The following is a 13,508-nucleotide window of genomic DNA, read 5'->3' as shown; positions in this document are numbered from 1 at the left end:
ATTAGTTTAGTTAGAAGGATAGGGTCATGCGCCATCGTAAGAGTGGTCGTCAATTAAACCGTAACAGTAGCCATCGTAAAGCGATGTTCAGCAATATGGCAGGTTCTTTGGTGAAACATGAAATCATCAAAACTACTTTGCCTAAAGCGAAAGAGTTACGCCGTGTAATTGAACCTTTAATCACACTGGCTAAGACTGACAGCGTAGCAAATCGCCGTTTAGCATTTGCCCGCACGCGTGATAATGAAGTAGTTGGTAAATTGTTCAGCGAAATCGGTCCTCGTAATACAGACCGTCCAGGTGGTTACACTCGTATTCTTAAGTGTGGCTTCCGTGCTGGTGATAATGCACCAATGGCTTATATTGAACTAGTTGGTCGCCCAGCGGCGAGCGAAGAAGTTCAAGAAGACGCACAGTCTGCAGAGTAAGTCTTTAAAGAGACACCAAAAAGCCGAGCTTATGCTCGGCTTTTTAATACCTAAAATTTATCACACGGTAATAGGGTCGCGACAAGTCCTCCCCAATTTTTTTATCAATAATAAACAACAGCCCCATATCAATAAAGGCAGTCTATTTGCTACTAACAGAAAAATAGTTCGCTTATTTAAATACTTTCTTCATGTTACCCCTGACCTATATATGCTATTTAGCTATGATTGGTAAAAATAAGCTAATTATATAACTTAAGGTTGTGATTAACGTCATAGGTTGAAACAGTAAATACATAAGTAAAGAAAGCCTTATCTATATGCTATGTTTTTTGCCAAATGCCCTTAGTGTTCTACTAGCTAAAATAGTTATAGCAAGAAATCGGATGCTATTTGCAAGCGATTTCAACATCAACATCAACACGTTATCATTAAAAAATAACTTATAACCTCATTTGAAGCTAAATATGCTTGAGTTTAGTTGTCTTTTTAAGCGTTTAGTTGTAATTTTGTTCGAACAGTCATTTATTTCAAGTTTTCTTCAAAAAAGGGTTGATCTGTTTTCGGATCTCCCTATAATGCGACCCCACTGAGACGGCAGAGCGCAACGCATAGCGAGGCACGAGCTACTCAGAGAGTTAAGTAAAACTTGAGTTTAAATCATCGCAAGAAAGTTTAAAATTAAGTGTTGACAAAAAAATAGGAAAGCGTAATATGCGCAGCCCTAGCGAGATAAAGTTAAGCGCTTTAATCGCAACGTTCTTTAACAATATAAAGCAATCATCTGTGTGGGCACTCGTACAGATTGAGTTCTAACAGCCAAGCTACTTAGGTAGTGAGGCAAACAAATTTAGAGTCTCAATTGAACTGAGTGACCAACAGAATAGTTACTTCGGTAATTATTCAGCACAGTCAATTCAATATCGAAAGATATTAAATAAATTCAGAATTCATTGAGCTGTCGAAAGACATAAAACTTTTTAATTGAAGAGTTTGATCATGGCTCAGATTGAACGCTGGCGGCAGGCCTAACACATGCAAGTCGAGCGGTAACAGAAAGTAGCTTGCTACTTTGCTGACGAGCGGCGGACGGGTGAGTAATGCTTGGGAACATGCCTTGAGGTGGGGGACAACAGTTGGAAACGACTGCTAATACCGCATAATGTCTACGGACCAAAGGGGGCTTCGGCTCTCGCCTTTAGATTGGCCCAAGTGGGATTAGCTAGTTGGTGAGGTAATGGCTCACCAAGGCGACGATCCCTAGCTGGTTTGAGAGGATGATCAGCCACACTGGGACTGAGACACGGCCCAGACTCCTACGGGAGGCAGCAGTGGGGAATATTGCACAATGGGCGCAAGCCTGATGCAGCCATGCCGCGTGTGTGAAGAAGGCCTTCGGGTTGTAAAGCACTTTCAGTCAGGAGGAAAGGTTAGTAGTTAATACCTGCTAGCTGTGACGTTACTGACAGAAGAAGCACCGGCTAACTCCGTGCCAGCAGCCGCGGTAATACGGAGGGTGCGAGCGTTAATCGGAATTACTGGGCGTAAAGCGTACGCAGGCGGTTTGTTAAGCGAGATGTGAAAGCCCCGGGCTCAACCTGGGAACTGCATTTCGAACTGGCAAACTAGAGTGTGATAGAGGGTGGTAGAATTTCAGGTGTAGCGGTGAAATGCGTAGAGATCTGAAGGAATACCGATGGCGAAGGCAGCCACCTGGGTCAACACTGACGCTCATGTACGAAAGCGTGGGGAGCAAACAGGATTAGATACCCTGGTAGTCCACGCCGTAAACGATGTCTACTAGAAGCTCGGAACCTCGGTTCTGTTTTTCAAAGCTAACGCATTAAGTAGACCGCCTGGGGAGTACGGCCGCAAGGTTAAAACTCAAATGAATTGACGGGGGCCCGCACAAGCGGTGGAGCATGTGGTTTAATTCGATGCAACGCGAAGAACCTTACCTACACTTGACATACAGAGAACTTACTAGAGATAGTTTGGTGCCTTCGGGAACTCTGATACAGGTGCTGCATGGCTGTCGTCAGCTCGTGTTGTGAGATGTTGGGTTAAGTCCCGCAACGAGCGCAACCCCTATCCTTAGTTGCTAGCAGGTAATGCTGAGAACTCTAAGGAGACTGCCGGTGATAAACCGGAGGAAGGTGGGGACGACGTCAAGTCATCATGGCCCTTACGTGTAGGGCTACACACGTGCTACAATGGCGCATACAGAGTGCTGCGAACTCGCGAGAGTAAGCGAATCACTTAAAGTGCGTCGTAGTCCGGATTGGAGTCTGCAACTCGACTCCATGAAGTCGGAATCGCTAGTAATCGCGTATCAGAATGACGCGGTGAATACGTTCCCGGGCCTTGTACACACCGCCCGTCACACCATGGGAGTGGGTTGCTCCAGAAGTAGATAGTCTAACCCTCGGGAGGACGTTTACCACGGAGTGATTCATGACTGGGGTGAAGTCGTAACAAGGTAGCCCTAGGGGAACCTGGGGCTGGATCACCTCCTTATACGATTTAGAACTTATTTGTTCGTAGTGTCCACACAGATGATTGTTAATTGTAAAGAGAACAACACTTATTGTTTGGGTCTGTAGCTCAGCTGGTTAGAGCGCACCCCTGATAAGGGTGAGGTCGGTAGTTCAAATCTACTCAGACCCACCACTTCTTCTTAATGCTTCGTTGTAAGCTTCGTTGTTTAGTAAACTAAACGGCCTCAACTTACGCCTTGTCTTAAAAAGAAGTCGGTATACAAACAGTAAGACCAGCATATGTGGGGCTATAGCTCAGCTGGGAGAGCGCCTGCCTTGCACGCAGGAGGTCAGCAGTTCGATCCTGCTTAGCTCCACCACTTTACTTCTTAAAAATAAATATTCTTTTATCGGGTAGCACAATCACCTGAGAATAGAGTGTGTTTAATTTTGAGAAGTTTTTGATTCTCTGCTCTTTAAAAATTTGGAAAAGCTGATAATAAAATTCGTATGAATAACAGTGTTATTTGTACAGAGTTTTCAAAAGTAAAAAAGAATGATAGCAGTATCATTCAGTGCCATTTAATGAACGTTTCGTTTATTGATTGGTATCTACTTTAGTATTCAATATTAACTTCTGGCGAAGTTAAACTGTCACACAACAAAGACCCGTTTGGGTTGTATGGTTAAGTGACTAAGCGTACACGGTGGATGCCTTGGCAGTTGGAGGCGATGAAGGACGTATTAACTTGCGATAAGCCTAGTCAAGCTAGTAAAAAGCACTTGAGACTAGGATTTCCGAATGGGGAAACCCACCTGCTTGCAGGTATCGTTAACTGAATACATAGGTTAACGAGGCGAACGCGGAGAACTGAAACATCTAAGTACCCGTAGGAAAAGAAATCAACCGAGATTCCGATAGTAGCGGCGAGCGAAATCGGAACAGCCCTTAAGCTTATTATGTGTTAATGGAAGGCTCTGGAAAGTGCCACGATACAGGGTGATAGTCCCGTACATGAAAATGCATTTTAAGTGAAATCGAGTAGGTCGGAGCACGTGAAACTTTGACTGAATATAGGTGGACCATCATCTAAGGCTAAATACTCCCAACTGACCGATAGTGAACCAGTACCGTGAGGGAAAGGCGAAAAGAACCCCTGTGAGGGGAGTGAAATAGAACCTGAAACCGTGTACGTACAAGCAGTAGGAGCCCACTTGTTGGGTGACTGCGTACCTTTTGTATAATGGGTCAGCGACTTATATTTTGTAGCGAGGTTAACCGATTAGGGTAGCCGTAGGGAAACCGAGTCTTAACTGGGCGAATAGTTGCAAGGTATAGACCCGAAACCCGGTGATCTAGCCATGGGCAGGTTGAAGGTTGAGTAACATCAACTGGAGGACCGAACCCACTAACGTTGAAAAGTTAGGGGATGACCTGTGGTTAGGAGTGAAAGGCTAATCAAACCGGGAGATAGCTGGTTCTCCCCGAAATCTATTTAGGTAGAGCCTCGGACGAATACTTACGGGGGTAGAGCACTGTTAAGGCTAGGGGGTCATCCCGACTTACCAACCCTTTGCAAACTCCGAATACCGTAAAGTAATATCCGGGAGACACACGGCGGGTGCTAACGTCCGTCGTGAAGAGGGAAACAACCCAGACCGCCAGCTAAGGTCCCAAAGTCATAGTTAAGTGGGAAACGATGTGGAAAGGCCCAGACAGCCAGGAGGTTGGCTTAGAAGCAGCCATCCTTTAAAGAAAGCGTAATAGCTCACTGGTCGAGTCGGTCTGCGCGGAAGATGTAACGGGGCTAAACTATGCACCGAAGCTGCGGATTCAAAATTTATTTTGAGTGGTAGGGGAGCGTTCTGTAAGCGGTTGAAGGTGTACCGGGAGGTATGCTGGACGTATCAGAAGTGCGAATGCTGACATGAGTAACGATAATGCGGGTGAAAAACCCGCACGCCGGAAGACCAAGGGTTCCTATCCCATGTTAATCAGGGTAGGGTAAGTCGACCCCTAAGGCGAGGCCGAAAGGCGTAGTCGATGGGAAACGGATTAATATTTCCGTACTTGGTATAATTGCGATGGGGGGACGGAGCAGGCTAAGCAAGCATGGCGATGGTAGTCCATGTGAAAGTGTGTAGGCTAGTGACTTAGGTAAATCCGGGTTGCTGTTAGGCTGAGACACGAGACGAGTCACCAAGGTGATGAAGTTGCTGATGCCATACTTCCAGGAAAAGCCTCTAAGCTTCAGATTATACCGAATCGTACCCCAAACCGACACAGGTGGTCAGGTAGAGAATACTAAGGCGCTTGAGAGAACTCGGGTGAAGGAACTAGGCAAAATCGTACCGTAACTTCGGGAGAAGGTACGCTCCGATTGGTGATGAGACTTGCTCTTTAAGCTGATTGGAGCCGCAGTGACCAGGTGGCTGGGACTGTTTATTAAAAACACAGCACTGTGCAAAATCGCAAGATGACGTATACGGTGTGACACCTGCCCGGTGCCGGAAGGTTAATTGATGGGGTTATCTTCGGAGAAGCTCTTGATCGAAGCCCCGGTAAACGGCGGCCGTAACTATAACGGTCCTAAGGTAGCGAAATTCCTTGTCGGGTAAGTTCCGACCTGCACGAATGGTGTAACCATGGCCACGCTGTCTCCACCCGAGACTCAGTGAAATTGAAATCGCAGTGAAGATGCTGTGTACCCGCGGCTAGACGGAAAGACCCCGTGAACCTTTACTACAGCTTGGCACTGAACATTGAACCTACATGTGTAGGATAGGTGGGAGACTTAGAAGCAGAGACGCTAGTTTTTGTGGAGTCGTCCTTGAAATACCACCCTTGTAGTTTTGATGTTCTAACGTTGGCCCCTGAATCGGGGTTACGGACAGTGCCTGGTGGGTAGTTTGACTGGGGCGGTCTCCTCCCAAAGAGTAACGGAGGAGCACGAAGGTTGGCTAAGTACGGTCGGACATCGTACGGTTAGTGTAATGGTAGAAGCCAGCTTAACTGCGAGACAGACACGTCGAGCAGGTACGAAAGTAGGTCATAGTGATCCGGTGGTTCTGAATGGAAGGGCCATCGCTCAACGGATAAAAGGTACTCCGGGGATAACAGGCTGATACCGCCCAAGAGTTCATATCGACGGCGGTGTTTGGCACCTCGATGTCGGCTCATCACATCCTGGGGCTGAAGTCGGTCCCAAGGGTATGGCTGTTCGCCATTTAAAGTGGTACGCGAGCTGGGTTTAGAACGTCGTGAGACAGTTCGGTCCCTATCTGCCGTGGGCGTTTGAGAATTGAGAGGGGTTGCTCCTAGTACGAGAGGACCGGAGTGAACGAACCGCTGGTGTTCGGGTTGTCATGCCAATGGCATTGCCCGGTAGCTACGTTCGGAACTGATAAGCGCTGAAAGCATCTAAGCGCGAAGCAGGCCTCGAGATGAGTTCTCACTAGACTTTTAAAGTCTCTGAAGGGCCGTTGAAGACTACAACGTTGATAGGCAAGATGTGGAAGTGGTGTGAGCCATTAAGCTAACTTGTACTAATTACCCGTGAGGCTTAACCATACAACGCCAAACGCGTTTTATGTGATAGTTTAAGCGCAGAAGTTAATATAACTAAAGTAGATACTTGATTACTCTTTATTATCAGAATTCCAAATTTTAGTAAGCTTGATTAAATCGACCTTACACCAAATTTGCTTGGTGACAATAGCGTTTTGGACCCACCTGACCCCATGCCGAACTCAGTAGTGAAACGAAACAGCGCCGATGATAGTGTAGCATTTGCTATGTGAAAGTAGGACATTACCAGGCTCCAAATAAGAGAAACCCGTTACAGCGATGTGACGGGTTTTTTTACGTCTGCAGGAAAGTGAAAACGCAGGTGAAAGGTAAAAGGCATCAGGTAAAAGGAAAATAATAAGCGCCTAATGCCGACTCTATACATTTGCTATATGGCTCTCTACCGCTGTGGGCACTACGACATCACCAGGCTCCAAATTGAGAAAGCCCGACTAGAAATAGTCGGGCTTTTTTACGTCTGCAGAAAAGTAAAAACGTAGGTGAAAGGTAAAAGGCATCAGGTAAAAGTAAAAGAATAAGCGCCTAAAGACTACTCTAACGCTTTGGACGACACCACGACATCTTGCAATAGAAGGCCTGAGAATAAAGGCATTATGAAAATATATCCGTTTGGGGTAATACCAATCCGCAATAATACTCAATCATTTTGCGGGGCTAAACGTGTCGCTATCTGTGTTAAAAAATTCTCATTTAGAACAACTAAATAGCGAATTTTTTGCCTAGCTATCAACCCGTTTTTCCTGCCTCAAAATAGACCGCTTAATTAAGCGAATTGGTATAAGTCTGGATGATGAAGTGAAAAGTAAAGTTTAAAAACCGACTATGCTTGTGCGTAGTTTGATTTATTACCTAACCAGCGGTGAATAAGTGGGTCTATATGCTGAGGATATTGCTTAAGCATTTGTTGTGCGATGGGTCTTACTTGATTGAGTGTTTGTTTATCGCGTGTTAAATCAGCGATTTTGAATTCGGCTAAACCTGTTTGTTTAGTTCCAAGTACTTCACCTGGGCCGCGTATTTCTAAATCACGTTCTGCGATAACAAATCCATCGTTACTATCGCGCAGTACTCCTAATCGCTTCTGTGCAGTATGAGAAAGTGGCGCATGGTATAAAAGAACGCAATGCGATGCGGTTGCCCCACGTCCTACACGGCCTCGTAATTGGTGAAGCTGTGCTAAACCTAAGCGCTCTGGGTTTTCAATAATAATTAGGCTCGCATTGGGGACATCAACACCGACCTCGATCACGGTTGTTGCGACAAGTACATGAATGTTCCCCGTTTTAAACTCACTCATAATGGCTTGCTTTTCAGTGGCTTTCATTCTCCCATGGACTAAACCAATATTAAGTTCAGGTAAGGCTTCTTTTAATTGTAAAGCACTGTCTTCCGCTGCTTGGCATTGTAATACTTCAGACTCGTCTATAAGAGTACATACCCAGTAAACTTGTCGACCTTGTTCATTACAGGCAAGTTTCACCCGACTAATGATGTCATCTCTGCGGGTATCAGGGATGGCAACAGTGGTAATTGGTGTTCTTCCTGGTGGTAATTCGTCGATCACTGAGGTTTCTAAATCTGCATAAGCAGTCATCGCAAGCGTACGTGGTATAGGTGTTGCTGTCATTACTAGTTGATGTGGATAACAATCACCAAAGCGCCCTTTTTCACGCAGTGATAAACGTTGATGAACCCCAAATCGATGTTGCTCATCAATAATGATAAGTACGAGATTGTTAAATTTTACTTCATCTTGAAATAAAGCATGGGTACCCACAATCATCTGCGCTTCACCAGAGGCGATCATTGCAAGGGTATTAACTCGCTCTTTTCCTTTTGTTTTACCGCCTAGCCAAGCAACCGATATTCCAAGGTTTTCAAACCAGCTGGAAAAGTTAATTCCGTGTTGCTCTGATAATATCTCTGTTGGCGCCATTAATGCGACCTGATAGCCTTGTGCTATCGCAGTTAAAGCGCTCAGGGCTGCGACTAATGTTTTACCAGAGCCTACATCCCCTTGGACAAGTCGCATCATAGGGTAAGCGTGTTGCATGTCTGTTTTAATTTCTGATACTACACGGCTTTGTGCATTGGTTGGCGCAAAGGGTAATTGTGCTAGAAATTGCGCTTCTAATGGATTAGTGGGCTCAAGGGCAATAGCTTTAACTTGTTGTCCTTGCTCTCTTACTTTTAAGAGGCTGAGATTTTGAGCCAACAACTCTTCAAAAACGAGCCGTTGTTGTGCTGGGTGAGTCCCTTGTTCAAGCGCAATTATATCAACATCATTAGGGGGGCGATGCAGTAGCAATAACGCATCACTTAACGGTAGTTGCGATGGTTGCCATTGTTGAGGTAGTAGCTCTTCTACTGCGTATTTTTGAAGCAATTCTATTGCCTGTTCACTCAACGCCCTGATAGAGAGTTGCTTTAACCCCTCGGTTGTTGAATAGACTGGCGTAAGTGTTGATGATGTTGGTTGCTGTTCAAAAGTGTCGCTAATACTGTATTCAGGATGACTCATTTCAAAGCCAACACGTCCGCGACGTATTTCGCCAAAACAGCGAATTATTTTACCCGCGCTAAATGCGTTTTTTTGTGCTGCGGTAAAATTAAAAAATCGTAGTGTTAACCTACCTGTCCCATCATTTATTTGGCAAACCAGCATACGCCTTTTACCAAAGGTAATTTGGCTTGTTTCAATGGTTGCTTGAACCGTTACATGGCTATGTGCCGTAAGCTCACTAATAGCATAAATACGCGTTCTGTCTTCATACCTTAGCGGTAAATGAAAAAGCATATCTTGCACTGTGGTGATGCCTAGCTTTAAAAGTCGTTCAGCCATTTTAGGGCCTACGCCTTTAAGTTCTGTGATTGGGTATTGGCTTAAGCTAGGTTTAGACAAAGTAGGCTCAATTATTGTTATTTAGTGAGTTAAGTGTACTTATACACTGTATATGCATCAAGTATGTTTTAATGCCTGCCAAAATTGTTCATCCGCAACGATTTCGCCATGCTCATTAAGTGCGGGATAAGGTAAGTTCTTTTGCTTACACTGCCTTGCAATAATTGGGTGGCAGCCTTCAAAATACAGTGGGTGTTTTATTTGTTCACTCAGCATATTTCTATTATATAACCCAGCTAACTCACGTTGACGTTGTGCTTCGAATAAGATTAATGCTGCTGCAACAGATACATTTAACGATTGCACCATGCCTTGCATTGGAATAATAATGTTTTGATCTGCATATTCGAGCGCTTTTTCTGAGATCCCCGTTTTTTCTTGGCCGACAATAATTGCAGTGGGTTTAGTGTAATCAATTTCTCTAAAATCGACGGCATCTTCACTTAAATGAGTTGCCAAAATTTGTACATCAGGGTTATGAGCACGGATACTGGCTGCGGCATCATCTATATTTTTGTGAAGGTGTGTGTCTAACCAGTTCTTACTGCCACCTGAGGTATTATTGGTTAGCCACTTTTGCTTTTCTGGCCAGACTGCATGCACATGATGGCAACCAACAGCATCGGCCGTTCTGACTATGGCAGATAAGTTATGGTGTTTATGTACGTCTTCTAAACACACGGTAAGATCGGTTTGACGACGTGAAAGTACACTTTCAATTCTTTGATAACGAGTTTTCTGCATGGGAGTCCTCTTTTTCGGCAAATTATACGAGATTTTTCACCTTAAGGCACCACTGTTCGGCTAATCGGGTTTTGTAATGAGATAAGGGTTTCGGTTGACTGAATAGCTTCTATTGCTTGTATTTTATTGATCAACACATCTTGTAGATGATCGATCGAGCGAGTCATTACTTTAATAAAAATACTGTAATTACCGGTGGTGTAATATGCTTCAACAACCTCTTCTAATGATTCAAGCTTAATCAGAGTTTGTGGGTAGTCTCTGGCATTATTTAAATTAATGCCGATAAAACAACATACATCGTAGCCAAGCTGTTTGGTATTAATGGTTAATTGGGTACCTGTAATGATCCCCGCTTGTTTCATTTTTTCAATCCGCACATGAATTGTTCCTGCACTGACACCGAAACGCTTTGCTAATTCAGCATAGGGTGTACGTGCATTATCCATTAATGCATGCAGAATCTGTTTGTCTAGATTATCGATTTGATAATTTTCCATAGGTTTAGTTGCTTTGTATTGTTGTATTTAATGTTTTTATACCATTTTTTTAATGATTTTAATATCTTAAAGCTATTTTTGTTATGGGTTATTGAATTAAACCGTTTAATTGTTACGATAACCATATTGAAGCGCTACTAAGCGCTGAGTCGCCAATACAATAACTGGGAATGAGGCCAATTATTATGAGTTCACACTATGTGCAGCAGCAGCAGCAAATAAGTAAAGTTAAACAGTTTTTTTCACAGCAATTAGAGCAAAAGTTAGGCTTAATTGAAGTACAGGCACCTATTTTAGCTAAAGTAGGTGACGGTACTCAGGATAACTTAAGTGGACACGAGAACGCTGTTGCGGTGAATGTTAAAGCCATTACAGATAGCCGTTATGAAGTCGTGCATTCGTTAGCAAAGTGGAAACGTAAAACTTTGGGCGAGTATGGTTTCTCTAAAGGTGAAGGAATTTACACGCAAATGAAAGCGTTGCGACCTGATGAAGATTCATTAAGTCCAATCCATTCTGTGTATGTTGATCAGTGGGATTGGGAACAAGTTATTTGTGAAAGTACGCAGCGTTCTTTATCTACTTTGAAGCAAACGGTTGAAACTATTTACCAAGGTATTAAAGCTACTGAGAAATATGTTAGTGACAGCTTTGGTTTAACACCATTTTTACCCACAGAGATTACTTTTGTACATAGTGAAGCATTACGTAAAATGTACCCAGATTTTACAGCCAAGCAGCGTGAAAAGGCGATTACTCAAGAATATGGCGCTGTATTTTTAATTGGTATTGGGGGAGCATTGAGTGATGGCAAAATTCATGATGTGAGAGCGCCAGATTACGACGATTGGTCAACCCCGACATGCGAGCAGTACATGGGATTAAATGGTGATATTTTAGTATGGAACCCAGTGCTTGAAGACGCTTTCGAAATCTCATCGATGGGAATTCGTGTAAGCCCTGAAGTATTGCAAACTCAATTAAGTATTACGGGAGACGAAGACCGTTTAGAGTTTGACTGGCATAAGGCATTGCTAGAAAGTAAGCTTCCACAGACAATTGGCGGTGGTATTGGTCAATCTCGTTTAGCGATGCTGTTATTACAAAAACAACATATAGGGCAAGTGCAGGTAGGTGTGTGGCCAGCGCAAACCTATACAAGTGTAGACGGTTTACTATAAAAAGTTGGGGCTGTTACTAACAGCCCCTTATTATTAAGTTTTAAATTCAATTTCTATTTTATTATTTTCTAACTTAACACTACTCGGTGGGAAGTTACGGGTCGTTTTAAGCAGTTTATTGAAGATATGGATCTCTACACCCGAATGTAAAACGCTATTCACAGTCAACATGGCTTCATCGAGTAACGTATTCAGTTTTTGCTCTAAACCTGCTACCTGCTTTTCTAATTGTTCTGCTTGCTGACTATGGTGTAGCTGCGTGGTGCCAATTTTATTTATGAGTTCATTTTTTTTATCTGCATCTTTAATTAAATCTGCTTTTTCTAAAGCCGCTTGTAAACTATCAACTTGTTCATTTGTTGCTGTTAGTTCACTAAAAGATTTATCAATCTCTTTGGTCATTTCAGTGGCTGAAGCCGCTAAATTAATTACCATTTTAGCACCAGATTCATTACCTATCTCGCCGGCAATCAGTTTAGTGGCATCTAGAATTTCACCCCCAAATAGCTTTCCTTTAGGTAACTCTGATTGACCAATTTGTATTGTACTCTTTGCTTTCATTGAGCTGTGGCTAGCTTGACGTTCAAGCAGAATGTTATTAGCTTCAATGTAACAATATTGAGAGTGTGAGGCATGGACATCGCCTGCGCATATTATTCTACAAGACAGTGATTTATCTTCAGGCTTTTGATGGCCAATTACCCCTTGTTTTACAGTTATATCGCCTCCTGCGGTTAATTCGCCAGATTCAACCGTACCAAAAACGGTAATGTCGCCCGTTGCATTAATACGCATTCCTGGCTCTACATTTTTACTCACTATCACACTGCCTTCAAAGTCGATATGCCCTGTTTTTACCGACACATCGTTGACAGTAAAAATATCGTCAACACGCATGCCATTATTTATTTCAACCGGCACGCCAGCAATCGTAGAGAGTAATTCCATCGGATTATTTTTTGAGATTTCAGTGCCCTCACCTGCAATTAGAGTATGAACCTCTCCGGGTTTTGCAGGTAATACATCGCCTAACACGGTAAACCCTTCTTGGCCTGGTGTAGCGGGTTGTTGCTGTACTAGTAATTCACCTGGTTTTACACTTGCTAACTTACCAAAGTCACGCATATCTACACTGCCATCTTCTTTTAATTTAGGGGCTTTGAGACGATCTTTAAGTGTTTGAACCATTGCGTTAAATTTAGTTGGTTTACCGTCTATAGGTAAGCGCCCTTTGGCGAGTGGACCACTGACTACGGAGCCAGGTGGGAGTTCAGATTGCTTTTGTAAAAGTTGCTCTAAAAATGCTTGTTTATAACCTCTTGCGACGTGCGCTTTAACTAATTCTTTTTTAGCTTCATCAAAACTCAGTGTTGCTCCCCCTTTAGCAAGAGTGAGCGTGCCCGTGGCTAGCATTTTATCATCACTTATCTCCACGCTTAAGGTGGCATCATGACGTGTTGCAACAACTAATATACGTTCAGGTGTTGCACTGCTGAAATAGTTATTTATGGCGTCATGATTGATTTCACACTCGCTGTAAGGCGATTGTTCAATTGCTTCAATGATAAAAGCAGCACTGGCGGGTGCAGATTTACTCGTATCGAGCAATACATTGCCATTATGAGCAAGCTTAAACACAAGTTATCCTTTTCTACTACTAAAGTAAGGTTTAATAAAATAACGTGAT

The 13,508-nt window shown here is 43.5% G+C and carries 6 protein-coding genes, 2 tRNA genes and 3 rRNA genes; 7 read left to right on the top strand and 4 right to left on the bottom strand.

The window, feature by feature from the left end; translation table 11 throughout:
- The first annotated feature begins 26 nt into the window (after positions 1-26).
- From rplQ to rrf, 6 genes are all read left to right on the top strand, one after another.
- The gene (gene rplQ / locus PSM_RS14060) at positions 27-428 is read left to right on the top strand and encodes a 50S ribosomal protein L17 (RefSeq protein ID WP_013466072.1); all 402 of its coding nucleotides are present in this window, start codon (positions 27-29) and stop codon (positions 426-428) included.
- Between the two features lie 981 nt (positions 429-1,409).
- A 16S ribosomal RNA gene (locus PSM_RS14050) occupies positions 1,410-2,945 on the top strand.
- Between the two features lie 76 nt (positions 2,946-3,021).
- Positions 3,022-3,098: transfer RNA gene (locus PSM_RS14045), tRNA-Ile, on the top strand.
- 111 nt (positions 3,099-3,209) lie between these two features.
- Positions 3,210-3,285 (top strand) — tRNA-Ala (locus tag PSM_RS14040).
- 304 nt (positions 3,286-3,589) lie between these two features.
- Positions 3,590-6,476, top strand: a 23S ribosomal RNA gene (locus PSM_RS14035).
- A 134-nt stretch (positions 6,477-6,610) separates the two neighbouring features.
- A 5S ribosomal RNA gene (gene rrf / locus PSM_RS14030) occupies positions 6,611-6,725 on the top strand.
- Together the 16S, 23S and 5S rRNA genes with 2 tRNA genes alongside form the textbook arrangement of a ribosomal RNA operon.
- Before the next feature lie 589 nt (positions 6,726-7,314).
- Here the strand turns inward: rrf and recG are convergent.
- Genes recG through asnC form a run of 3 tightly spaced genes read right to left on the bottom strand, consistent with a single transcriptional unit; the run spans position 7,315 to position 10,640 of the window.
- Positions 7,315-9,396 carry an ATP-dependent DNA helicase RecG gene (recG, locus tag PSM_RS14025; protein ID WP_024601821.1) on the bottom strand — a complete coding sequence of 694 codons (2,082 nt, stop codon included), beginning with the start codon at positions 9,394-9,396 and terminating at the stop codon, positions 7,315-7,317.
- Positions 9,397-9,453: 57 nt separating this feature from the next.
- The gene (trmH, locus tag PSM_RS14020; protein WP_013466069.1) at positions 9,454-10,140 is read right to left on the bottom strand and encodes a tRNA (guanosine(18)-2'-O)-methyltransferase TrmH; all 687 of its coding nucleotides are present in this window, start codon (positions 10,138-10,140) and stop codon (positions 9,454-9,456) included.
- A gap of 41 nt (positions 10,141-10,181) precedes the next feature.
- Positions 10,182-10,640, bottom strand: a complete 459-nt coding sequence (gene asnC / locus PSM_RS14015; RefSeq protein WP_013466068.1) for a transcriptional regulator AsnC — start codon at positions 10,638-10,640, stop codon at positions 10,182-10,184.
- A gap of 185 nt (positions 10,641-10,825) precedes the next feature.
- Between asnC and asnA the strand changes: the two genes are divergently transcribed.
- Positions 10,826-11,821 (top strand): aspartate--ammonia ligase, encoded by a 996-nt coding sequence (gene asnA, locus PSM_RS14010; RefSeq protein ID WP_013466066.1) that lies wholly within the window; start codon positions 10,826-10,828, stop codon positions 11,819-11,821.
- A gap of 33 nt (positions 11,822-11,854) precedes the next feature.
- Here the strand turns inward: asnA and PSM_RS14005 are convergent, their stop codons facing one another.
- Positions 11,855-13,459: a DUF342 domain-containing protein gene (locus PSM_RS14005; protein WP_013466065.1), complete on the bottom strand. Its 1,605-nt coding sequence runs from the start codon at positions 13,457-13,459 to the stop codon at positions 11,855-11,857.
- Between the last annotated feature and the right edge of the window lie 49 nt (positions 13,460-13,508).

The sequence above is a fragment of the Pseudoalteromonas sp. SM9913 genome (assembly GCF_000184065.1).
Taxonomy (GTDB): domain Bacteria; phylum Pseudomonadota; class Gammaproteobacteria; order Enterobacterales; family Alteromonadaceae; genus Pseudoalteromonas; species Pseudoalteromonas tetraodonis.
The sequence above is the reverse complement of the archived record's forward strand: the minus strand, read 5'-3'. Positions and strand labels throughout refer to the sequence as shown.

Excerpts from the sequence above, each read along its gene's own strand:
- asnA (WP_013466066.1), top strand. The coding sequence starts at position 10,826 with ATGAGTTCACACTATGTGCAGCAGCAGCAGCAAATAAGTAAAGTTAAA.
- asnC (WP_013466068.1), bottom strand. The coding sequence starts at position 10,640 with ATGGAAAATTATCAAATCGATAATCTAGACAAACAGATTCTGCATGCA.
- trmH (WP_013466069.1), bottom strand. The coding sequence starts at position 10,140 with ATGCAGAAAACTCGTTATCAAAGAATTGAAAGTGTACTTTCACGTCGT.
- rplQ (WP_013466072.1), top strand. The coding sequence starts at position 27 with ATGCGCCATCGTAAGAGTGGTCGTCAATTAAACCGTAACAGTAGCCAT.